This window comes from Micromonospora arida (assembly GCF_003857035.1).
GTDB classification, from domain to species: Bacteria; Actinomycetota; Actinomycetes; order Mycobacteriales; family Micromonosporaceae; genus Micromonospora; species Micromonospora arida.
The window spans coordinates 20,366-41,913 of the sequence record NZ_QGSY01000143.1 but is presented as its reverse complement, the minus strand read 5'-3'; the positions used below and the strand labels follow the sequence as shown (position 1 = coordinate 41,913).

Below are 21,548 nucleotides of genomic sequence, written 5' to 3'. Positions count from 1 at the left end.
GGGCAGGGCGAGACGTGCGGGACCGATCTCGACCGACAGGTGTGGGTCGGGGCCGTTGGGGCGGTCAGCGCTGGATGGACTTCGTCTCCAGGAACTCCTCCAGCCCAAAGCGGCCGAACTCGCGGCCGTTGCCGGAGTGCTTGTAGCCGCCGAACGGGGCGAGCGGGTTCCAGTGGCCGGCGTTGACGTCGACCTGGCCCACGCGCAGCCGCCGGGCGATCGCCAGCGCGTGCTCCGGCTCACCGAAGACGCCGCTGGTCAGGCCGTACAGGGTGCCGTTGGCGATGGCCACGGCCTCGTCCTCGTCGGCGTAGGGAATGATCGTCAGCACCGGGCCGAAGATCTCCTCCTGGGCGATCGCGGAGGTCGGGTCGACGTCGGCGAAGATCGTCGGGTGGACGTAGGCTCCGACGGGCAGCCCCTCGGGTCGCTGCGGGCCGCCGAACACGAGCCGGGCGCCGTCGGTGATGCCCCGCTCGATGTAGCCGACGACCTTCTGCCGGTGGGTCTCGGACGCCATCGGGCCGATCCGAGTGGCCTCGTCGCCCGGGTCGCCGACGGTGTACTGCTTCGCGGCCTCGACGGCCAACGCCACGACCTCGTCCTGACGGGAGGCGGGCACCAGCATCCGCGGCCACGCGCCGCAGACCTGACCACCGTTGCTGAACGCCATCATGAGACCCCGCTCGACCGCGGCGGGCAGGTCGGCGTCGTCGAGGATGATGTTCGCGCCCTTGCCGCCCAGCTCCAGCGCGACCCGCTTGACGGTCGCCGCGGCCACCGCGGAGATCCGCTGTCCCGCCCGGGTGGAGCCGGTAAAGGAAATCATGTCGATGTCCGGGTGTGCGGAGATCGCCTCGCCGACGGTCGCGCCGGTGCCGTAGACGACGTTGAACACACCCGCCGGTACGCCGGCCTCGGCGGCGACCTCGGCGAGGATGCGCGCGGTCAGCGGGGCGTTCTCGGACGGCTTGAAGACCATCGTGTTGCCGGCGAGCAGGGCCGGCGCCAGCTTGGAGACGATCTGCTGGAGCGGGAAGTTCCACGGCGTGATCGCGCCGACCACGCCGATCGGCTCGCGGACGATCAGCGAGTTGCCGACCTCCTCGGTCCAGGCGAAGTCGTCGGCCAGGCCGGCGATGGACTCGACCACCGCGGCCGGGAACGCGACCTGGGCGGTCCGGGACATACCGATCGGAGAGCCCATCTCGGCGGTGATCGCCTGGGCGATCTCTTCCGTGCGGGCAGCCAGGCCGGCGCCGAGGCGGCGCAGCACGTCCGCCCGGTGCTGCGGGGTGGTCGCCGACCAGGCCGGGAAGGCGGCTCGGGCGGCGGCGACGGCGCGGTCGACGTCGGCGGCGGTGCCGGCCGGGGTCTCGGCGACGACCTCGCCGGTGGCCGGGTTGACGACGGGAAGGGTGTCGGCGGAGCCGGTGACGGTCTCGCCACCGATCCAGTGGCCGGCGACGGTGTAGGTGGAAGGTGTCATGGACCGACCGTCGCACCGCTGCCGAACCCCAACCAGGTGCGGTTTATCCAGGGTTCAGCGATCCCTGGCTGGGGTTCGGCCCCTCAGAGCGCGAGGACGATCCGGCCGGCGGTGGTGCCCGCGTCCTGCCGGGCCCAGGCGTCCGCGATGGCGTCGAACGGCACGATCTCGTGGTCGACGGTGAGCCGGCCGGCCGCCGCGTGCCCGGCCACCACGGTCAGCGCCGCGGCCCGCTCGGCGGTCGACAACCCGTTGTTGGTGTAGCCGATCATCCGCAGCGTGCCGCTGCGCAGCACCGCGGACTCGATGGGCGCGGTCGCGCCGGCCGCGCTGCCCAGGTTGACCAGTCGCCCTCCCGGGCGCAGCACCCGCAGCGCCGCCGCGGCCGGGACACCGAAGACCGGGTCGAGGACGAGGTCGACCGGCCCGTCGGCGGCGTGGCGCAGCCGGTCGGCCATCGACGCGACATCGTCGTCGGGGAGCAGCGGGACCGTGACGGCGGCGCCGAGCTCCTCGGCGCGGGCCCGTGCGGCGGCCGACCGGGCCACGGCGATGACCCGGCGGGCGCCGCCGAGCAGGGCGAGCTGGACGGCGGCCTGGCCGACCACACCCCCTGCGCCGAGCACGATGACCTGTTCGCCGGCCGCCAGGCCGCCGGCGTGGGTCAGCGCCGCGTGCGCGGCGACCGCGGAGAGACCGAGAGCCGCGAGCAGGGTCAGCGGTACGCCAGCTGGCAGCGTCACCACGTCGACGGTGGGCACGGTGACCGTGGTCGCCATGCTGCCGTCGACGCCGGAGCGCATCCCGGCCGACGTGCCGAACCAGACCGGGGTGCCGTCGGCGAGCCGACCGACCCCCTGCACACCCGGCACGTACGGGGTGCTCGGCGGTCCGAAGTAGCTGGTGCCGCTGGCGCAGAGCACGTCCAGCGGGGTGATCGGCACGGCCTCGACGGTGACCGCCACCGCACCGTCGGCCGGTACGGGCTCCGGCCGATCGGCGATCGTCGGCGGCGTGCCGCAGGTGGTGAGCAGGGCCGCGCGGATCACGTCGCGATGTCCGGGTAGGGCATCGAGAAGTGGGCCAGCCGCGCGCCGTAGGACTTCTGGTATTCCAGCGGCTCGGTGTTGTCCCGCTCGAAGAGGGCGATGAAGAGGGTCAGGGTGAGGAACGGGTGCGCGCCCAGCTCGAAGAGCTTCACGTGGTCGTGGGTGGCCAACGCCTCGCGCTCCACGTCGTCGAAGCGCAGCCAGGTGCTCGCCTCGCCGGTGTGGCAGTTCAGCACCGTGTTGGCGCACTCTGCCTCCCACCAGGAGACCAGCTCACGCGGCTCGCTGCGGTAGCGCTCGACCAGCTCCGGGTCCCGGTCGACCATGAAGAGGAACTTGTTCAGCAGGTACTTGCTCATGCCGTCGGCGCTCCGTTCGGGTACCAGGTGAAGTACGCCTCCATGGTGTGGAACAGATCGAGGGTGTCCACGTAGTCGGCCTTCACGCCGGCACCGGCCACGCCCATCATCAGCATGAAGTCCATGAAGCCGTGGGTGGCGTTGCCCGGTGAGTGCAGGCTGTCCAGGGTGACCTCGCGCAGGCACTCGTCCAGGTCGCCGTTGGCGATCCACTCGACGGCCCGCTGGTCGAACTCCGGGTCCGGGCCGTGCGGGCCGAACTGCCGGGGGCCGCCGAGCTCCAGCGAGAGATGGCCGGTGCCGATGACGGCCACCCGCAGGTGCGACGGCCACGACTCGACGATGTCGCGGATGCTCTGGCCGAGCTGGACGAAGCGCTTCGGCTGCGGCAGCGGCGGCGCGAAGATGTTGGTGTAGATCGGCACGATCGGCAGGTCGGCCTCGGGCCGCAGCGTGATGATCGGGCAGGTGATGCTGTGGTCGATGCGCAGCTCGTTGCTGAAGGCGAGGTCGAAGCCGGCGTCGAGGCCGGCCCGCAGGATGTGCCCGGACAGGTCCTCCTGGCCCTTGAGCAGCATCCGGGGCAGCCCGAACTCGCGCTCCTCGTTGTACCAGTTGGCGTCGTAGTGGGGTGCCTTGCCGACCAGGAACTGCGGCATGTTGTCCAGCCAGAGCTGGTGGAAGTGGTCGGAGCCGACCATCACCAGCACATCGGGTCGGGCTCGGGTCAACGTCTCCCGGAACGCCAGGATCTTGCGGGTCCACTCGTCGGCGAACGGTGGCCGATCCTCACCCGTGGCGGTGCTGGCCCGGTAGTAGAAGGGGTGGTGGGTGGAGGCGATGACCGCGACGATGGAGGCCATTCCCGCTCCTTTCGGGGGGTGGAAGAGGAGATCAGGGCTCGTAGACGGCGTTGCGGTCGACGGTGCGGTAGATGTCCATCCCGAGCGGCCGTCGTCGCTCCTCGGCAAGGTGCCCGAGCAGCCCCGCAGCGCGGGCCAGCAGGGCGAAACCGCGCAACATCTCGACCGGGAGCCCGAGGTCGGCGAGGGCCGCCCCGCAGACTCCGGCGCCGTTGAGCGGCAGGGTGCGGCCGAGCACCTGGGGGTGTACGCGTCCGATCGCCTCGAACAGCCGCAGGTGCGGGCCGTGCAGACCCTCCTCGGTGGCGATCCTGATCAGCACGGGGGTGCGCGGGTCCTGCTCCTTGTGCACGGGGTGCCCGAGCCCGGGGACCAGCCGGCGTTCCTGTTTGGCCCGGGTGACCGCGTCGAGCGCCACCGCGTCGTAGTCGGTCACCTCGCCGGCCTGGGCGAGCGTGTCGGCGAGGAAGCGTCCACAGTCCTCCGTGACACCCAGGAATCGGGAGCCGCCGCCGAGCAGACCGGCGGCGAGCGCGCCCTGCAACGACTCGGGCGCGGACAGGTACGTCAGCCGGGCGGCGATCGCCGTCGGGGTGAAGCCGTGGTCGGCGAGGGCCACCAGCACCGCCTCGAAGACCCGTACCTCGCCCGGGGTGGGACGGCGGCCGGCGACCAGCCAGTACGCCAGCTCGCCGAAGCCCACAGTGCCCATCAGGTCGGCGGCCAGGTCCTGACCGAGCAGAGAGATGGTGGTCGGGTCGGAGGTGCCGATCCCGGTGGGGAAGTTCAGTTCTTCAGCCACGCGCGGATCTCCTCGCCGTGTTCGTCGAGCCCCGGCGGCGGCAGCTCGTACCGGGCCGGGGTGTCGGAGAAGGTGATGGGGTTGCGGACACCGGGCACGTCTGCGACGGTGACGACCGGGTCGAGCCCCAGCTCCTCGGCGAGCGCCACACCACCGTCGATGGTGTTGATGGGCGCGCACGGGACGCCGGCGGCGAGCAGGTCCCGGAACCACTCGTCCTTGGTCCGCTTGGCGAGGCGTTCGACCAGCAGGGGCCGCAGTTGTTCGCGGTTGGCCGTGCGGTCCTGGTTGCGGCCGAAACGCGGGTCGTCGGGCAGGCCGGGCAGGTCGAGCACCTGGCAGAGCTTGCGGAACTGCCCGTCGTTACCGGCGATGACGATCAGCTCGCCGTCGGCGGTGGGCAGTGGCTCGTACGGGAAGAGGCTGGGGTGCGCGTTGCCCATCCGGAACGGGACGGTGCCGCCGGCGACGTAGCCGCTGGAGTGGTTGACCAACCCGGACAGCGCCGAGCTGAGCAGATTGACCTCGACGTGCTGGCCTCGTCCGGTCTCACCACGGTGGTGCAGCGCGGCGAGGATGCCGATGCTGGCGTGCAGCCCGGCCATCACGTCGAAGACGGAGATGCCGGCCCGGTACGGCGAACCGTCCGGGTCGCCGGTGAGGCTCATCAGGCCCGAGATGGCCTGCACCATGAGGTCGTAGCCGGAAAAGTCCTTACCGGCGCCGGTGCCGAAGCCGCTGATGCTCGCGTACACGATCTTGTCGTTGGTCGCGGTGACCGTGTCGTAGTCGAGGCCGAACCGGGCGAGGCCACCGGGCCGGAAGTTCTCGATCAGCACGTCGGCGCGGCGGGCCAACTCCTGCGCGGCGGCCAGGTCGTCGGGTTTCTTGAGGTCCAGGGCGACCGACCGCTTGTTGCGGTTGATGCCGAGGTAGTACGTCGAGACCCCGTCGCGGGTGGGCGGCATCCAGGTGCGGGTGTCGTCGCCACCGGGGCCCTCCACTTTGATCACCTGGGCGCCCAGGTCGGCCAGGAGCATCGTCGCGTACGGCCCGGCGAGGATCCGGGAGAAGTCCGCGACGAGCAGGCCGGCCAGTGGGCCTGTCGAATGCTGCACCATGTTTCCGCCCGTTCTGCGGACACCTGTCCGCCGGAACAGCTTGCGATACCGCACGGTGCGTGTCAACGGTACGTTCATTGAGCGGGGCCACCCTCTTGACACGAATCGTGACCGGGGCCACACTTGCGCCACTCGGGCTGGCCGCACAGCGGACAAGAGTCCGGATTCCCCTCGTACCGTGAAAGGAATGGGTGGCGAATGAGCGCAACCGACCGGCCGGTGGTCTTCCGTAACGGCCTGGTTCTCACCATGGACGACGCGCACACGGTGCTGCCCGGCGCCGACGTGCTGGTCATCGGCGGCCGGATCGCGCAGGTCGGCGTCGGTCTCACCGCACCCGACGACGCCCTGGAGATCGACGCCACCGACGGCATCCTCATGCCCGGCATGGTCGACACCCACCGGCACCTGTGGCAGACCGCGATGCGCGGGTACGGCGCCGACTGGACCCTGACGCAGTACTTCGTCTGGTACTACCTCGAGTCGGGCAAGCTGTTCCGGCCCGAGGACGTCTACGCCGGCAACCTGCTCGGCGCCATCGAGGCGATCGACGCCGGCGTCACCACCACTGTCGACTGGTCGCACGGGTTGCAGACACCCGAGCACGCCGACGCCGCCGTGGACGCCCTGGAGGCGGTCGACGGTCGGTTCGTGCTCGCCTACGGCAACATCCAGCAGGGGCCGTGGGAGTGGGCCACCTCGCCGGAGTTCCGCGACTTCCACCGCCGCCGCCTCGACGGTGGCAAGCTGGCCGGCTTCCAGTTGGCGTTCGACGTCACCGGTGACCCCGCCTTCCCGGAACGGGCCGCGTTCGAGGTGGCCCGGGAGTTGGGCGCCGCGGTGACCACCCACGCGGGCGTGTGGGGTGCCACCAACGACGACGGCATCCGGCTGATGCACGAGAACGGGTTCATGACCCCGTCGAACGTGTACGTGCACGCGGCGACGCTCACCCAGGACTCGTACAACCGGATCGCCGCGACCGGCGGCTCGGTCTCCGTCTCGACCGAGAGTGAGCAGAGCGCCGGCCAGGGTTACCCACCCACCTGGCAGTTGCGCCACCACGACATCCCGGTGTCACTGTCGATGGACACCAGCGTGTGGTGGAGCGGCGACCTCTTCTCCGCGATGCGCAGCACGCTCGGCGCGGACCGCTCCCGGGAGCACCTGGAGGCGCACGCCAAGCAGGAGACCATCACCCACTGCCACCTGCGCGCCGAGCAGGTCGTCGAGTGGGCCACCCGAGGCGGCGCCCGTGCGCTCGGCATGGACGCCACGATCGGCGCGCTCACCCCCGGCCGTCAGGCCGACGTCGTCCTGATCAAGAACGACGCCTCGCCGGTGATGTTCCCGATCCTGAATCCGCACGGTCACGTCGTCTTCCAGGCCCAGCGTGCCGACGTGCACACCGTGCTGGTGGATGGCCGGGTCGTGAAGCGCGACGGCCGCCTCGTCGGCGTCGACCTCGCCGCAGCGCGGGCCAGGGTGGCCGCGACCATCGACCACCTGCGCGAGACGATGGGGGAGGAGGCGTGGCAGCGGGGCATGAACCCGGACGTCCCCGAGACCGCGATCCTGGAGAACCCGTACCAGTACACCGAGTGGGACGCCGGGTCGGCGCAATGGAAGCATTAAGGACATGAGTGACAACGGAAGGGGCGCCGGGCCCGACTTCATCGAGGCTCTCGCCCGTGGCCTCGACGTCCTGCGCTCCTTCCGTCCCGCCTGCCCCTCGATGACGCTCAGCGAGCTCGCCGCCGCCACCGGCCTGGCCCGCCCCACCGTCCGGCGCATCCTCATCACGCTCGAATCGCTGGGCTACGTCCGCGCGGTCGGCCGCGGCCACACCCTCACCCCGCGCGTCCTGGAGCTGGGGATGGCGTACGTCAACGCGCTGAACATGTGGGACGTGGCCCGGCCGCACATGGAGAAGCTCGTCGCGCAGACCAACGAGTCGACCTCGATGGCCCAGCTCGACGGCAGCGACATCGTCTACGTCGCCCGGGTGGCCGTACCCAAGATCGTCACGCTTAATGTCACCATCGGCACCCGCTTTCCGGCACCCGCGACGTCGATGGGCAAGGTGCTGCTCGCGGCCCTCCCACCGGACACGCTGGCGACCGTCCTCGCCGAGCCCAGCCGCTCCGGCATCACGCCGCGCTGGCAGCCTGGACCGGGCGACCTCGACGCCGTGCTGCGTGAGGTCCGGGCGAAGGGCTGGGCGCTCGCCGACCAGGACCTGGCGCCGGGAATCCGGTCCGTCGCCACCGGCGTACGCGACGGCGACGGGCGGGTCGTCGCCGCCATCAACGTGACAGTGCACGCCGCCGAGACCTCGTTGGAGACCCTGCGCGAGGAGCACCTTCCGAGGTTGTTGCGCGCGGCCGCCGACATCGGGCACGACTGGGCGCTCACCGCCGCCGTGCCGGTGGTCACTGCCTAGGTGTGCTGTCCAGGGAGGTTGGTTGAGGTTGTGTGACGACACGGTTTGATGTCGTAGGTAGGTGAAGGCCTCCGGTTGTGGAGTGGAGCTGTTGAGGAACCGCTCCGCCAACCAGGAGGCCTTCATGTCCCACGCTAACGCTGCTTTGACTCCTCGCGCGCGTCTGCGCCTGGCGCGTCTGATCGTGGATGAGGACTGGTCGGTCGCTGCGGCGGCGCGTCGTTACGAGGTGTCCTGGCGAACCGCGGACCGGTGGGCGCAGCGATATCGGCAGCAGGGCGCCGAGGGCATGCAGGACCGTTCGTCGCGGCCCCACCGCAGCCCTGCGAAGACACCGGGGCCGGTGGTGCGCAAGATCGTGCATTTGCGGTGGAAGCAGCGCCTTGGTCCCGTGCAGATCGGCGGGCGTTTGGGCGTGCCGGCCTCGACCGTGCACGCGGTGCTGACCCGCTGCCGACTGCACGTACCGCGTTCGTGCACACCGTCGTCGACGATCACTCCCGGGTCGCCTACGCCGAGATCCGCGACGACGAGAAAGCCGCCACCGCCATCGACGTCCTGCGCAACGCGGTTGGCTGGTTCGCCGCCCGCGGCGTCAGAATCGAACGCGTCCTGTCCGACAACGGCTCAGCCTACAAATCCCACGCCTGGCGTGACGCCTGCGCCGAGCTGGGGATCACGCCGAAGAAGACCCGCCCCTACCGGCCACAGACCAACGGCAAGGTCGAACGGTTCCACCACACCCTCACCGACGGCTGGGCCATCGCCCGGTTCTACAACTCCGAGCAAGCCCGCAGGAAAGCCCTACCGGCCTTCCTACATCACTACAATCACCACCGACCCCACACCGCCACCGGCGGCCTACCACCCATCACCAGGTTGACCAACGTCCCTGGACAGCACACCTAGGTCCTACCGATCACGAGCTTCGCGGATCGTCCGGGGCAGCGCCGACACCCGACCGGATGCCATAGTGCCGCGATGAAGGCGGACCTGCACAGTTACTTGAAGGGCGGCCGCGAGTCGCTGCTGTGGAAGCTCGACGGGCTCGGCGAATACGACATTCGGCGTCCGTTGACCCCGACCGCGACCAACTTGCTCGGTCTGGTGAAGCACGCGACGGCCATGGAGACTCTCTACTTCGGCGTCGTGTTCGGCCGACCGTTCGAGCAGTTGCCGTACGTCGGCGACGGGGCGGAGACCAATGCCGACATGTGGGCGAGCGCGGATGAGACCCGCGAGGAGATCGTCGCGCTGTACCGTCGCGCGATCGCTCACGCCGACACCACAATCGAAGCCCTTGCCCTGGATGAGGTAGGCCGCGTGCCGTGGTGGGGCGATACCGCGGTCACGTTGCACCACGTCCTGGTCCACGTCATCGCGGAAACCCAACGGCACGCCGGCCACGCCGACATCGTCCGCGAACTCATCGACGGCGCGGCCGGACTGCTGCCCAGCAACGACAACCTGCCCCCCGTGGGCGAGTCATGGTGGCTGGATCACCACCGGCGAGTGGAGCAGGCTGCCCTCGACGCCAGCAGGCGCAGCAGCTAGTTCTCTGCCGGCCATCGCAGCCAGATCGCCGGCTTGCCGCCTGGGTCGGGTCCGCCGCGGATCGATCATGATGGCTCGAAGTGTCGTACACGTGTTCTAGTCTCGGGTCATGGTCGAGGAGTTGACGCAGGCAGAGGGCGCCATCGCGGCCTGCGCCGACACGGCCACCTGGGCACTGCCCGAGGACGAGCTGATCGCCGCGCTCGACACCGCGCACCGCATCGAGCAGCGTCTCGCCGCGGTGAAACTGGCCCTGATCCGTGAGCTCGACGGCCGAGGCACCGCCACCGCGCAGGGCGCCTCCTCCACCGCGGTCTGGCTCCGCGAACGATTACGCCTCACGATCCCGGCCGCCCGCCGCCTCGTCGACCTCGCCGAGGTCCTGGACACCGGCAACCCCGGGGTACGACACGCACTGGCCGATGGCCACATCGCCGTCGACCAGGCCCGGGTCATCGCCGACACGGTCGACAGCGTGCAGACCGCCGTCGGTCCCGAGGCCGCCGACAAGGCCCTCGGAGTGCTCGTCGAGTGGGCCGGGCAATTCGATCCCACCCTCTTACGCAAACTCAGCACCCGCATCCTCGACCACGTCGCACCCGACATCGCCGACGCCGCCGCCAAAGCCGCTCTGGATGCCGAAGCCCGCCGTGCCACCCGCGACCGCCACCTCACCCTCTCCACGCTCACCGACGGTCGCCTGCGACTCGCCGGCATCCTCGACACCGAGACCGCCGGGCTGCTCCGTGCCGCCATCGACCCACTCAGCGCACCCTCGGGCCCTGACGACCAGCGTTCTCCCGGGCAACGCCGGCACGACGCTCTCAGCGACGTGTGCCGCCTCGCCCTGCGCACCGGGGAGTTGCCCGAGCACGGCGGCGATCCCGCCCAGATAGTCGTCACCGCCAGCTACGACGGGTTGACCCGGCAACTGGGCAGCGGCACCCTCGACACCGGCCTGCGCCTCACCCCCGAGGCCGTGCGCCGCCTCGCCTGCGACGCCGCCATCCTCCCCGCCGTCCTCAGCGGAGCCGGCCAACCACTCGACCTCGGCCGGCAACGTCGTCTCGTCACCGGCCCCCTCCGGCGAGCTCTGGTGCTGCGAGACAGGGGCTGCGCCTTCCCGGGCTGCGACCGACCACCGCGCTGGTGCGACGCCCACCACATCCACCACTGGGCCGACGGCGGCGACACCAGCCTCACCAACGCCGTCCTGCTCTGCGGCCACCACCACCGGCACCTGCACCACAGCGACTGGGCCGTGCGACTGGCAGGCGACGGCCACCCCGAATTCGTGCCACCGGCCTGGCTCGACCCCGAGCAGGTCCCCCGCCGCAACCACTACCACCGACGAACGTGAGCACCGCCAGCACACAACGATCAGTCCGGTCAGCAGGCCGATCCAGTGGCAGCCCAGCCCGCCCCAATCCCGCGCGGCCACCGACGCCAAGAGCGGCGCCCGACCAGAGGCCTGGCGCGTGCCAGTGGTGGACGCACCAACCGTCACGACGGTGATCGCTTGGCCGCCGCACAGCCGATCTCCGGGCCTCACCGCGCTGATCCGGACCGTGACCCTTCCCTGGCTCGCGGCTCTGCCGGCTGATCGCCACACCGACGTCCGGCCACAGTCGCACGGCCGATCGGATACGCGGCCGGGCCGTCACGAAATACGGCGGCGAATCGTCACAGCTGGCAGTTAGTCTTCCTCGGCGCGTCGTCGTCCTGGCACGTCGCGCCCCGCGCCCGGTAGGCGCGGCATCGCCGCCACCGCCCACCGTCGGCCGGCTCAATCAACTTCAGGAGAGTTAGTGACACAGCAATCCATCGCGACATCGGACAAACTCGACGCTGCGGTGCTCAAGGTGGCGGGCGTCGTCGTCCTTGGCGCGATCATGTCGATCCTCGACGTGACGGTGGTCAGCGTGGCGCTGCCCACATTCCAGAGCGAGTTCGACGCGTCCTACGCCCGCGTCGCCTGGACCATGACCGCCTACACCCTCGCGCTCGCCACCGTGATCCCGCTCAGCGGCTGGGCGGCGGACCGGTTCGGCACCAAGCGCCTCTACATGGTGGCGCTGGCCCTGTTCACGATCGGGTCGGGGCTCTGCGCCATGGCCGACACGATCGGCGAGCTGATCGGCTATCGGGTCCTGCAGGGCCTCGGTGGCGGCATGCTCATGCCGCTGGGCATGACCATCATGACCCGGGCGGCCGGTCCGCACCGGATCGGCCGGCTGATGGCCGTCCTCGGCATCCCGATGCTGCTGGGGCCGATCGGCGGCCCGATCCTCGGTGGTTGGCTGATCGACACCGCGAGCTGGCACTGGATCTTCCTGATCAACCTGCCGATCGGCCTGATCGCCCTGATCTACGCGCAGGTCGCGCTGCCGAAGGACGCGCCCGAGCCGTCCGAGTCGTTCGACTTCGTCGGCATGCTCATGCTCTCGCCGGGCCTCGCCCTCTTCCTCTACGGCGTCTCGTCTCTGCCGGAGGCGGGCACCTTCGCCGAGGCCAAGGTCTGGGCCCCGATGCTGGTCGGCGGCGCGCTGGTGGTGGCATTCGTGCTCTACTCGTTCAAGCCCCGGCACCCGCTGCTCGACCTGCGGCTGTTCCGCAACCGCAGTCTGACCATCGCATCGGTGACGATGTTCGTGTTCATCATCGCGTTCATGGGCGCCGGCCTGCTGTTCCCGAGCTACTTCCTGCAGGTGCGCGGTGAGTCGACGCTGGCCGCCGGCCTGCTGATGGCACCGCAGGGCATCGGCGCGATGATCACCATGCCGATCGCCGGCACGCTGGCCGACCGGGTGCCGATCGGGCGTACCGTCCCGTTCGCGCTGGGGCTCATCGTCGTCGGGTTCTTCGGTTTCACCCAGGTCGACCCGCAGACGTCGTACTGGCTGCTCGGTGGGTCGTTGTTCGTGATGGGTCTGGGCATGGGCGGCACGATGATGCCGATCATGACGTCGGCGCTGCGGACGTTGCAGGCTCAGGAGGTGGCGCGCGGCTCGACGCTGGTCAACATCCTCCAGCAGATCGGCGGGTCCGTCGGCGCCGCCGTGATGTCGGTGATCCTCACCAACGAGCTGAACGGCTCCCGGCCGATCCCCGGCCTGGTGGACGAGAGCGGCAAGCCGGTCACCGAGGCGGGGTTGGCCATCGCCTCCCAGCAGCGGCCGGAGCTGCTTGCGCAGATGCCGGTCGACCCGTCGCTCATCGAGCGCGGGCTCGACTTCGCCGCCAAGTCGTTCGCCAGCACGTTCTGGGTGGCGTTCGCGCTGGTCGTGCTCACGATCATCCCGGCGGCGTTCCTGCCGCGCCGACGTCAGCCGGCGCAGCTCGACGACCCGCAGGGCGAGCAGGTCAGGACGCCCGTCGTCATCCACTGACCGACCCCGCCGCGCTCGACACCAGGTGAGGTGTCGAGCGCGGCGGGTACGGCGTCAGCGCAAAGGACCGTCGCCGGGCCCGTCCGGGTCCTCGACCACGTGGATCGCCGCCTCCTCCGCGCTGGCGGCACCCGCGTCGATGCCGGCGTCCCACGCCACCGCCTCGGCCTCGTCGTCCTCGCGGACGCCCTCGTCGTAGGCGACGAGACGGCCGGCGCGCGCCTCCGCGTCATAACCCCGGCGGGTCAGCTCGTCCTCGTCGTCGCCACCTTCGGCGTACGGGTCGACATCCGGCACCTCCTGGGCGAGGTGTTGCTCCAGGGACTCGCCCGCCCGCTCCTCGGCCGGCGTCGTGCCGAACCGGTTTGCCGCCGTCCAGTGGTCCGCGGCGATGATGCCGGTGTCGAGGGGGTCGCCGACCCGGTCGTCGTCGAGGGTGTCGGAGGCGTCCAGGACGCCGTCGTCCTCGGCCACGTTCCACTCGTCGACGGAATCCACTCGTTCGGTCTGGCTCACGGCGGTCTCCTCTTCGTTGCGGTGCAGCAAAGCGTTCAGCCTATGACCGTGCAACGCGCCCGCACCCCGAGGCCTGCCCGCTGTGACGAACGGACCTCGGGGCGGGCGCTGCCGCGGTGGGTCAACGCTTCAGCAGCTCCGCCACGGCGTCGGTGAACTCCACCGGCTGCTCGATGTGCGCGAAGTGTCCGCTTCCCTCCAGCATCACCAGCCGCGAGTCCGGAAGCCCCGCGTGCAACTGCTCGGCCCAGCGAGGGCCACAGATGAAGTCGTACGCCCCGACGATCACCACGACGGGCACTGTGATCTCACCGAGGTTCTCCCGCACGTCGAAGGGCGTGGGGTCCTGCGCACCGGCCGGGGTCGCCCAGATCCGGACGGCCGCCTGAAACGGGGCGAACTCGTCCTGTCGGCCCCAGAAGTCCGCGAAGTACACCGGCAGGGCGGCGCGCAGAGCGCCCCCCAGCGACTCGTCGTCCGTCGCGCCGCCGATCTGCGCGAAGGCAGCCGGGACCGCCGCCGCCTCTGGCCGGTCCCGGTGTCGCTGCGGGTAGGCGGCGAGGCCGGCCATGGCCTCGCCCCAGAACTCGGCGCCGGTGACGGGCGAGGTGTCGTACAGGGCGAGGCCGGAGATCCGGTCCGGGTGGGCTAGCGCGTACCGCTGGACGACGAAACCGCCGTGCGAGTGCCCGAGGAGGTACACCCGGGGTTTGCCGAGGTGCTCGACGACGGCGTGCAGGAACCGGACATACGTGTCGAGACGGTAATCGTCGGGGTTGTCGAGCTGCCCCGACGCGCCAGTGCCCACCGGCTCGACGTAGACCATGGTGAAGTGCGTCTCAAGGCTGGGCGTCCGCAGGTACGCCCACTCGATGCCCGGGCCGCCGGAGTGCGCCACGCAGACCGGACCGGTGCCGGCGACGTGGTAGACCTGCCGAACGCCATCCACTGTGAACGTGTGGGCACCGGGTGCGAGGGCGCTGACGTCGTGGCTGGTGAAACCCATGAACTATCTCCCGATCCGAGACCCGCGCGGCGTCCGCCGACACGGCAACTGGTGCATGACGCGGACCAGATGCGCGGGTCGAGAGGAAAGTTCGCTCGGTCGGAGAAGTCTTTTCAAACCAGCGCGGGGACGGGGTGGAAGAGGGTGAGTTGGCGCACCCGGCCCTCGCGCAGCACCTGCAACCACAGCGCCGCGGGTGGGCAGTGCTCCGGGTCGTCGGGTGGGCTGATCAGGTCGGTTTCCCAGATCAGCACGTCGCCGCTGGCCACCACGTTGCGCAGCCGCTGACGTACCCCGGCGGCCAGGTCGCAGTTCATGCCGTTGATGGCCAGGTCACGGCCACCGCGCGGGCCGCCCGGCACGATCATCTCGGCGTTCGGCCACCAGCTCTCGCGGACCACCCGCTCGAAGTCGCCGCCCATCGCCGTGGTGATCATGTCGCTGCCCTCCCGCCACCGCGAGTCGTTCGAGGCGGCGACGTCCGTGTGTGCCGCGTCCGCCGCCGTCCGCAGGCCGCCGGCGAGCGCCCGGCGGGCGTGGCTGAGGCGGCTGCGGACGGTGCCGACCGGCACGCCACACACGGCCGCGATCTGCTCGTACGAGGACGCGTCGCTGAAGTACCGCAGCAGGGTGACGAGCCGGTCAGGTTCGGACAGTTGCCCGAGGGAGTGCCACACCCAGTCGCACATCGCGGCCCGGTCCAGTGCCTCCTCCGGGGTGGGCGTGTCGGCGGGGCGGGTGAACCACTCGGGTTCGGCGACCGGGACGGCTCTGGGCCCGCGCAACGCCATCCGGCTGTTGTTGCGGACGATAGCTCGCAACCAGGGGCCGACGGCGCTCGGGTCGCGGACCTCGCCGATGCGACGCAGGGCGACGACCATCGTGTCCTGCACCGCGTCCTCGGCGTCCGGCCCGTAACCGAGGACGCTCAGCGCGACGGCTCGCATCCCGGCCTCGTGACGGGCCAGCAGCGCCCCCAGCGCAGCCGCGTCTCCCGCCTGCGCGAGCACCACCAACTCCCCGTCGCTCTGCGTCACGCCCAGTTCCTCCCCGAAACACCTGTTCTGAACGCTTGTGCTCCATCAAGCGTACGACGGACCAGCGTGCCGATTGCCCGGGCCGCCGGCCGTCCTACGCTGCGCGCGGGCTGGCGGCGCGGGTCGCCCGGGTGCCGATCTGCCGCAGGTGCGCGATCAACTCCGGAGGCTCGTGCACCTCCATGTCGCAACCGAGTGTCAGCAGGCGCCACGCCAGCCACTCCAGAGTGTCGGCGTTGCTGCGCAACCGGCAGGAGGTCTCGTCGATCGGCTCCAGATCGACGCCGGCACCACCGAGCGGGCCCGCCATCCGCTCGATCGGCGCGTGCAGCGTCACCACCGCCCGGTAGACGGGCGTCAGCTCAAGCAGCTTCTCCGTCATGAACGAGGCGGCGTCGGACGCCGGCAGTTGCCGGGCGGCGACCCGGATCCGGGTGGGGCGCAGGTCGGTGATCCGGTCGACCCGGAAGATCCGCCAGTCGTCGCGGTCGTTGTCGTAGCCCACCAGATACCAGCGTCGACCCGCCGACACCAGCTTGTACGGCTCGACGAGCCGTTCGGTGTCCACGCCGTCGCGACGGCGGTAGGTGAACCGCAGCTGCTCACGATTGTTGACGGCACCGGCGAGTGCGCTCAGGTGCTCCGGGTCGACCGTCGGTCGGTCCCAGGTGAGCAGCGGTTCGGTGGCCGCCCCCAGCGCGCTGACGCGGTGCCGCAGCCGGGACGGCAGCACCTGTTCGAGTTTGGCCAACGCCCGTACCGAGGCCTCCTCGATGCCGGCCACCGCGTGACCGGCGGCGGTGCGCAGACCGACCGCGATCGCCACCGCCTCGTCGTCGTCGAGCAGCAGCGGCGGCATCGCCTTGCCGGCGACCAGGCGGTATCCGCCGATCGCGCCCATCGTCGCCTGCACCGGGTAGCCGAGGTCGCGCAATCGCTCCACGTCGCGGCGGATGGTGCGCAGGCTGACGCCGAGCCGGGTGGCCAACTCACTGCCGGGCCACTCGCGGGGCGTCTGCAACAGCGACAGCAGGCCCAGCAGTCGGGCGGGGGTGTCGGACATGATCCCAGAATGCCAGCGATGTGTGCCAGAAGCTGACCTATATGGGCCGTAGCGTTCGCGGCATGACGCCATTTCGCATCGATATTCCGCAGGCGGACCTCGACGACCTGCGTGATCGGCTCTCCCGAACCCGGTGGCCCCGCTCGTTGCCCGGCACCGGCTGGAGCCGTGGGGTACCGGTGACCTACCTGCGCGAGTTGACCGAGTACTGGGCGAATGGTTACGACTGGCGGGCCCAGGAGGCGCGCCTGAACGACTTCCCCCAGCTCGTCACCGAGATCGACGGCTTGGATGTGCATGTGCTGCACGTCCGCTCGCCGGAGCCGGACGCGCTGCCGTTGTTGCTGACACACGGCTGGCCGAACTCCGTGGTCGAGTTCACCGAGCTGATTGGCCCGCTGTCCGACCCACGCGCTCACGGCGGGGATCCCGCGCAGGCGTTTCACGTGGTCGTGCCGTCGGTGCCCGGCTACGGTTTCTCGCAGGCGCCGCCGGCCGGGTTCACGATCGACCGGCTCGCCCGGATGTGGGTCGAGCTGATGGCCCGCCTCGGCTACCGCCGTTACGGCACCCAGGGCGGCGATCTCGGTGCGTACGTCGCGCCACGGGTGGCCGCGGTGGCGCCGGAGCAGGTCGTCGGCGTGCACATCGACGGCGGGTTCGGCTTCCCGACCGCCGCCGACGTGCCGGACATGAGCGCTGCGGAACGCGCCGAGTGGGAGCAGATGCAGCAGTGGATGAGCGGTGGCGTCGACCATCACGCGCTGCTGCGGGCAGCGCCGCAGACCCTCTCGTACGCCTGGAACGACTCGCCGGTCGGGCTGCTGGCCTGGATGATGCAGAAGTTCAAGGAGTTCACCATGACGGTGCCGACGCCGGAGCAGGCCATCGACCGGGACCACCTGCTCACCAATGTGAGCCTATACTGGTTCACCGGCACGTCGGGAACGTCGTCGTGGCCCATGTACGAGCGACTCACCGTCGCCGACGATGGCGGTTTCGCCTGGCCGACGGGCCAGCGGCGGGTGCCGTCCGGTGTGTACGGCGGCGGCTCCGCGCTGATGCGCCGCCTCGCCGAGCGAGACAACACGATCGTCCACTGGCCGCAGGGCAACCCGGGCAGCCACTTCGTGGCGATGGACGAGCCGCTGGCGCACGCGGCGGACATCCGCGCGTTCTTCGAGGGCCTGCGATGATCGAGCTGAGCTGGGCGCAGGTTTCCGCCCGACGGCTTGCGCGGCACCGGCTCTGCACGCCGGCGGCGGACGCGGCACCGGACGCCGCACGCGTCGCCGACGTGGTGTCGGCGATGTGCGGCGCGCACGCCCAGATCGCGTCGGCCGCCGAGCTGTCCATCGGGCTACGGGTGCCGGGCACGACCCGCACCCTGGTACGCCGAGCACTGTGGACCGACCGCACCCTGGTCAAGACCCGTGGGCCACGCGGGACCGTGCACCTGCTCGCCGCAGCGGACCTGCCGATGTGGGTCGGCGCGCTGACCGCGTTGCCGGCGCCGTCCTGGGAGCGGAGTGCTGTCCTGCTGACGCCCCGGCAGACCGAGCAGGTCCTCGCGGCCATCGCCGACGCGGTCGCCGAGGCCGACCTGACCACCGCCGAGCTGACCGAGGAGATCGTCGCCCGTACCGGCCCGTGGGCGGGTGACCTGGTCATGGAGGCGTTCCAGGACAAGTGGCCACGGTGGGTCGCGGCGATGACCGCCGCCACCCGGGGCGGAGTGATCTGCTTCGGCCCGAATCGCGGTCGGGCCAGCACGTACACCAGCCCGACCCGGTGGCTGCCCGACTTCGCGCCGATGCCCGGTCCCGCCGCCCTGGCCGCACTCGTCCGCAGCTACCTGTACGCGTACGGGCCGGCCACCCCGGCACAGTTCGCCCGGTGGATGGCGGTGCCCCCGGCGTGGGCGACGTTGCTGTTCGACTCGCTCGACCTGACCGAGGTGACAGTCGAGGGCACCCGGGCCTGGGTGGCCGCCGACGACACCGAATTCTCCGACGAGCGGCCGTCCGGGTTGCGGCTCCTGCCGTACTTCGACGCGTACGCGGTCGGCTGCCACCCCCGCGAACGCCTCTTCCCCGGTGCCGCCGCCGAGCGGGCGCTCGCCGGTGGCCAGGCCGGCAACTATCCGGTGCTGCTGGTGGACGGGGTGGTCGCCGGCGTGTGGCATCAACGCCGTTCCGGCCGCTCGATCCGGGTCACCGTTGAGCCGCTGCGGACGCTCGATGCCGCCCAGCAGCGGGCGTTGGGGGAGGAGGTCGAGCGGGTCGGCGAGATCCTGGAGGGCAAGGCGTCGCTGACCATCGGCACCGTCAGTGTCGGCCCGCACGCCTGAGGCCACGCCGGCCCACCGCCTGGGCGACGATGGGAGCGTGCAACCCGAACCGGTCGACCACGCACCCCGGCAGGCGTTCCCCTGGGCGCTCCTGCGCCAGCGCTGGGAGGACCTCACCTTCCTGCACTGGGCCGTCGCTCCGGAGGTGGTCGCGCCGTTGCTGCCCGCCGGCACTCGTCCGGACACGCTCCAGGGGGTCAGCTACGTGGGCCTGATCGGTTTCCGGATGGTCGGGCTGGGCTTCGGCCGTGGCCCGGGGGTGCCATACTTCGGCACCTTCTGGGAGACCAACGTCCGGCTCTACTCCGTCGACGACGCCGGCCGCCGAGCGGTCGTGTTCCGGTCGCTCGACGCGTCCCGCCTGCTGCCGGTGCTGGTGGCGCGGGCGACGCTGCGTCTGCCGTACCTCTGGTCGTCGATGCGGTTGGATCGCGACGGCGACCGTCGCACCTACCGCTGCCGGCGACGCTGGCCGGGGCCGGCGGGCGCGACGAGCCGGATGGTGGTGCGGGTGGGGGAGCCCATCGTCGAGCCGACCCCGCTCGAACACTTCGTCACCGCCCGCTGGGGGCTGCACACCCGGGCGTACGGGCGCACGCTGCACCTGCCGAACTGGCATCCGAGCTGGCCGCTGCACAGGGCCGAGGTGCTGCACCTGGATGACGAGTTGATCGCCGCCGCCGGGCTGCCGGCACCGGTCGGGCCACCGGTGAGCGTGCTCTACTCGCCAGGTGTCGGGGTCAGGTTCGGCCCGCCGGTGGCGGCCCGGCCACGCGGTGCCGGGCCGCCGGAGCCTCAGTAGCGGCCACCCTCGGGCGCGGGCAGCGCGTCCAGGTCGGCCAGGTCATCGGCGCTGAGCCGCACATCAGCGGCGGCGCAGTTGTCCACGAGATACTTCGGGGTCTTGGTGCCGGGGATCGGGATGACCTGGTCCCCTTGGGCGACCACCCACGCGAGGGCGACCTGCGCGGGGCTGAAGCCGGCCCGGTCGGCGATCTCCCGGACCCGGGCGACGATGGCGAGGTTGGCGCGCAGCGCGTCCTGCTGGAAGCGCGGCAGGCCACGCCGGAAGTCGTCGGCGGGCAGGTCGTCGAACGAGGTGAACCGGCCGGCGAGGAAACCGCGACCGAGCGGGGAGAACGGCAGGAAGGCGATGCCCTGCTCGGCGCAGTACGGCAACACCTCGGTCAATGGGTCGCGCGTCCACAGTGACAACTCGGACTGCACCGACGCCACCGGGTGCACCGCCTGGGCCTGCACGATCTGCGCGACCGTCACCTCGGACAACCCGATCTGCCGGGCCTTGCCCGCCGCCACGACCTCGGCCATCGCGCCCCAGGACTCCTCGATGGGCACCCCAGGGTCGACCCGGTGCAGCTGGTAGAGGTCGACGTGGTCGGTGCCGAGCCGGCGCAGGCTCTCGTCGATCGCCGCGCGGATGTGCTCCGGCCGGCCGTTGTTGCCGATCTTCGGTGAGTTGCCGGGGCCGCCGGTGGGGGAGGTGGCCACCAGGCCGACCTTCGTGGCCAGTACGGCCCGCTCCCGGTGCCCGCCGGCCAGCGCCCGCCCGACCAGCTCCTCGTTGGTGTAGGGCCCGTACACGTCCGACGTGTCGATCAGCGTCGCGCCCAGGTCCAGTGCCTGTCGGATGACGGAGATCGACGTGTCGTCGTCGCGAGGGCCGGTGATGTCGTAGCCGTGGCTCATGCCCATGCAGCCGAGGCCGATGACGCCGACCTCGGGTCCGGTGCTGCCCAACGTGGTGGTTCGCATGCGCCCCACGCTACGACCGGACCGGCCGACCTGCATACGCCGATCTCGTGCTCAACGCGCTGCGCTCCGGACGGCCACGGCTGACACTGGGGAGAAACTCGGCCGACGTGTCGAGGACGGTGCGCTGGCTTCGACCTTGGGTTGGGGGCCGGAGACAGCCGGCCTCGCCGACGAGCCGACACGGCACGGATCGAGAGACGCCCACGGCCGACCCCGAGCTGACCTTTCGAACCTCCGCCACGAGCGCCCGACACCTGCGGGCTCTCACCGAGCGGACCGGCGCGCTCGTCGTCGGCCGGCGGCTCTTCGACATCACCAGCGGGTGGGGTGGCCGGCATCCGCTGGACGTGCCCGTCGTGGTGGTCACGCACAGGGTGCCGGAGGGTTGGGAACCCAAGAACGACTCCTTCGTCTTCGTCACCGACGGCATCGAGAGCGCGATCGCCCGGGCGAAGGCGATCGCCGGCGACAAGGAGGTCGGCGTCAACGGCGGCACCATCGCTGCCCAGGTCGTCGAGGCCGGCCTGCTCGACGAGGTGCACGTCGAGCTCGTCCCGGTTCTGCTCGGCGCCGGCGTCCCGCTCTTCGCCGACCTGAAGATCGCCCCACTTCAGCTGGACGGCCCGTTCAGCGTCGTCGAGGGCGACGGCGTCACGCACCTGGCCTACCGGGTACGCCGAGCGGCCTGAGCGCCGCGCGGGGGCCGGCCTGATCGGGGCCGGTCCCCGGTGTCG

Annotated in this window: 20 protein-coding genes and 1 pseudogene; 10 read left to right on the top strand and 11 right to left on the bottom strand. The window is 71.0% G+C overall.

The window, feature by feature from the left end:
- Positions 1-64: 64 nt before the first annotated feature.
- The 6 genes from DLJ58_RS09435 to DLJ58_RS09410 form a co-directional block, all read right to left on the bottom strand.
- Complete coding sequence (locus tag DLJ58_RS09435) at positions 65-1,489, bottom strand: aldehyde dehydrogenase family protein (protein ID WP_124854878.1); 1,425 nt, start codon at positions 1,487-1,489, stop codon at positions 65-67.
- A gap of 83 nt (positions 1,490-1,572) precedes the next feature.
- Entirely contained in the window at positions 1,573-2,538 is a 966-nt protein-coding gene (locus DLJ58_RS09430) for a quinone oxidoreductase family protein (protein ID WP_124854876.1), read from the bottom strand.
- The gene (locus DLJ58_RS09425) at positions 2,535-2,897 is read right to left on the bottom strand and encodes a hypothetical protein (RefSeq protein ID WP_112589508.1); all 363 of its coding nucleotides are present in this window, start codon (positions 2,895-2,897) and stop codon (positions 2,535-2,537) included. Before DLJ58_RS09425 ends, DLJ58_RS09430 begins: the two co-directional genes overlap by 4 nt.
- Positions 2,894-3,760 (bottom strand): DODA-type extradiol aromatic ring-opening family dioxygenase, encoded by an 867-nt coding sequence (locus DLJ58_RS09420; RefSeq protein WP_124854874.1) that lies wholly within the window; start codon positions 3,758-3,760, stop codon positions 2,894-2,896. Before DLJ58_RS09420 ends, DLJ58_RS09425 begins: the two co-directional genes overlap by 4 nt.
- A 31-nt stretch (positions 3,761-3,791) precedes the next feature.
- Positions 3,792-4,562 (bottom strand): citryl-CoA lyase, encoded by a 771-nt coding sequence (locus DLJ58_RS09415; protein ID WP_124854872.1) that lies wholly within the window; start codon positions 4,560-4,562, stop codon positions 3,792-3,794.
- Entirely contained in the window at positions 4,547-5,683 is a 1,137-nt protein-coding gene (locus tag DLJ58_RS09410; protein WP_124854870.1) for a CaiB/BaiF CoA transferase family protein, read from the bottom strand. The genes DLJ58_RS09415 and DLJ58_RS09410 overlap by 16 nt, the downstream gene beginning before the upstream one ends.
- Positions 5,684-5,881: 198 nt before the next feature.
- Here DLJ58_RS09410 and DLJ58_RS09405 point away from each other — a divergent pair, with 198 nt between their 5' ends.
- From DLJ58_RS09405 to DLJ58_RS09380, 6 genes and pseudogenes are all read left to right on the top strand, one after another.
- Entirely contained in the window at positions 5,882-7,318 is a 1,437-nt protein-coding gene (locus tag DLJ58_RS09405) for an amidohydrolase family protein (RefSeq protein WP_124854868.1), read from the top strand.
- 4 nt (positions 7,319-7,322) lie between these two features.
- Positions 7,323-8,126 (top strand): IclR family transcriptional regulator domain-containing protein, encoded by an 804-nt coding sequence (locus tag DLJ58_RS09400; RefSeq protein WP_124854866.1) that lies wholly within the window; start codon positions 7,323-7,325, stop codon positions 8,124-8,126.
- 124 nt (positions 8,127-8,250) lie between these two features.
- Positions 8,251-9,035 (top strand): annotated as a pseudogene (locus DLJ58_RS09395) (integrase core domain-containing protein).
- 72 nt (positions 9,036-9,107) lie between these two features.
- On the top strand, positions 9,108-9,680 hold the full coding sequence (locus tag DLJ58_RS09390) for a DinB family protein (RefSeq protein WP_124854864.1): 573 nt from the start codon (positions 9,108-9,110) through the stop codon (positions 9,678-9,680).
- Between the two features lie 109 nt (positions 9,681-9,789).
- Positions 9,790-11,040, top strand: a complete 1,251-nt coding sequence (locus DLJ58_RS09385; RefSeq protein WP_124854862.1) for an HNH endonuclease signature motif containing protein — start codon at positions 9,790-9,792, stop codon at positions 11,038-11,040.
- 448 nt (positions 11,041-11,488) lie between these two features.
- On the top strand, positions 11,489-13,069 hold the full coding sequence (locus tag DLJ58_RS09380; protein ID WP_124854860.1) for a DHA2 family efflux MFS transporter permease subunit: 1,581 nt from the start codon (positions 11,489-11,491) through the stop codon (positions 13,067-13,069).
- Positions 13,070-13,123: 54 nt separating this feature from the next.
- Here DLJ58_RS09380 and DLJ58_RS09375 read toward each other — a convergent pair whose 3' ends face one another.
- From DLJ58_RS09375 to DLJ58_RS09360, 4 genes are all read right to left on the bottom strand, one after another.
- On the bottom strand, positions 13,124-13,585 hold the full coding sequence (locus DLJ58_RS09375) for a DUF5709 domain-containing protein (RefSeq protein WP_124854858.1): 462 nt from the start codon (positions 13,583-13,585) through the stop codon (positions 13,124-13,126).
- Between the two features lie 121 nt (positions 13,586-13,706).
- Positions 13,707-14,591 carry an alpha/beta fold hydrolase gene (locus DLJ58_RS09370; RefSeq protein ID WP_124854856.1) on the bottom strand — a complete coding sequence of 295 codons (885 nt, stop codon included), beginning with the start codon at positions 14,589-14,591 and terminating at the stop codon, positions 13,707-13,709.
- Between the two features lie 113 nt (positions 14,592-14,704).
- Positions 14,705-15,628, bottom strand: a complete 924-nt coding sequence (locus DLJ58_RS09365) for an RNA polymerase sigma factor (RefSeq protein ID WP_124854854.1) — start codon at positions 15,626-15,628, stop codon at positions 14,705-14,707.
- 94 nt (positions 15,629-15,722) lie between these two features.
- Entirely contained in the window at positions 15,723-16,691 is a 969-nt protein-coding gene (locus DLJ58_RS09360) for a helix-turn-helix transcriptional regulator (RefSeq protein ID WP_124854852.1), read from the bottom strand.
- Positions 16,692-16,753: 62 nt separating this feature from the next.
- On the opposite strand from DLJ58_RS09360, the gene DLJ58_RS09355 reads away from it, so the two are divergent.
- The 3 genes from DLJ58_RS09355 to DLJ58_RS09345 are packed head-to-tail and all read left to right on the top strand — an operon-like array spanning position 16,754 to position 19,843.
- Positions 16,754-17,887 (top strand): epoxide hydrolase family protein, encoded by a 1,134-nt coding sequence (locus DLJ58_RS09355; RefSeq protein WP_124854850.1) that lies wholly within the window; start codon positions 16,754-16,756, stop codon positions 17,885-17,887.
- Positions 17,884-19,041, top strand: coding sequence for a winged helix DNA-binding domain-containing protein (locus tag DLJ58_RS09350; protein ID WP_124854848.1), 1,158 nt, complete (start codon positions 17,884-17,886; stop codon positions 19,039-19,041). The genes DLJ58_RS09355 and DLJ58_RS09350 overlap by 4 nt, the downstream gene beginning before the upstream one ends.
- A 37-nt stretch (positions 19,042-19,078) precedes the next feature.
- Positions 19,079-19,843 carry a YqjF family protein gene (locus DLJ58_RS09345; RefSeq protein ID WP_124854846.1) on the top strand — a complete coding sequence of 255 codons (765 nt, stop codon included), beginning with the start codon at positions 19,079-19,081 and terminating at the stop codon, positions 19,841-19,843.
- Here DLJ58_RS09345 and DLJ58_RS09340 read toward each other — a convergent pair.
- Positions 19,837-20,814, bottom strand: coding sequence for an aldo/keto reductase (locus DLJ58_RS09340; protein WP_124854844.1), 978 nt, complete (start codon positions 20,812-20,814; stop codon positions 19,837-19,839). The two genes, DLJ58_RS09345 and DLJ58_RS09340, sit on opposite strands and share 7 nt — an antisense overlap.
- 107 nt (positions 20,815-20,921) lie before the next feature.
- Here DLJ58_RS09340 and DLJ58_RS09335 point away from each other — a divergent pair, with 107 nt between their 5' ends.
- On the top strand, positions 20,922-21,503 hold the full coding sequence (locus tag DLJ58_RS09335) for a dihydrofolate reductase family protein (RefSeq protein ID WP_244218857.1): 582 nt from the start codon (positions 20,922-20,924) through the stop codon (positions 21,501-21,503).
- Positions 21,504-21,548: the final 45 nt, after the last annotated feature.

Bases quoted from the DNA above. Each gene is read 5' to 3' on its own strand.
- DLJ58_RS09340 (WP_124854844.1), bottom strand. From the start codon at position 20,814: ATGCGAACCACCACGTTGGGCAGCACCGGACCCGAGGTCGGCGTCATC.
- DLJ58_RS09405 (WP_124854868.1), top strand. From the start codon at position 5,882: ATGAGCGCAACCGACCGGCCGGTGGTCTTCCGTAACGGCCTGGTTCTC.
- DLJ58_RS09390 (WP_124854864.1), top strand. From the start codon at position 9,108: ATGAAGGCGGACCTGCACAGTTACTTGAAGGGCGGCCGCGAGTCGCTG.
- DLJ58_RS09355 (WP_124854850.1), top strand. From the start codon at position 16,754: ATGACGCCATTTCGCATCGATATTCCGCAGGCGGACCTCGACGACCTG.
- DLJ58_RS09410 (WP_124854870.1), bottom strand. From the start codon at position 5,683: ATGGTGCAGCATTCGACAGGCCCACTGGCCGGCCTGCTCGTCGCGGAC.
- DLJ58_RS09400 (WP_124854866.1), top strand. From the start codon at position 7,323: ATGAGTGACAACGGAAGGGGCGCCGGGCCCGACTTCATCGAGGCTCTC.
- DLJ58_RS09360 (WP_124854852.1), bottom strand. From the start codon at position 16,691: ATGTCCGACACCCCCGCCCGACTGCTGGGCCTGCTGTCGCTGTTGCAG.
- DLJ58_RS09435 (WP_124854878.1), bottom strand. From the start codon at position 1,489: ATGACACCTTCCACCTACACCGTCGCCGGCCACTGGATCGGTGGCGAG.
- DLJ58_RS09370 (WP_124854856.1), bottom strand. From the start codon at position 14,591: ATGGGTTTCACCAGCCACGACGTCAGCGCCCTCGCACCCGGTGCCCAC.
- DLJ58_RS09350 (WP_124854848.1), top strand. From the start codon at position 17,884: ATGATCGAGCTGAGCTGGGCGCAGGTTTCCGCCCGACGGCTTGCGCGG.
- DLJ58_RS09425 (WP_112589508.1), bottom strand. From the start codon at position 2,897: ATGAGCAAGTACCTGCTGAACAAGTTCCTCTTCATGGTCGACCGGGAC.
- DLJ58_RS09385 (WP_124854862.1), top strand. From the start codon at position 9,790: ATGGTCGAGGAGTTGACGCAGGCAGAGGGCGCCATCGCGGCCTGCGCC.
- DLJ58_RS09420 (WP_124854874.1), bottom strand. From the start codon at position 3,760: ATGGCCTCCATCGTCGCGGTCATCGCCTCCACCCACCACCCCTTCTAC.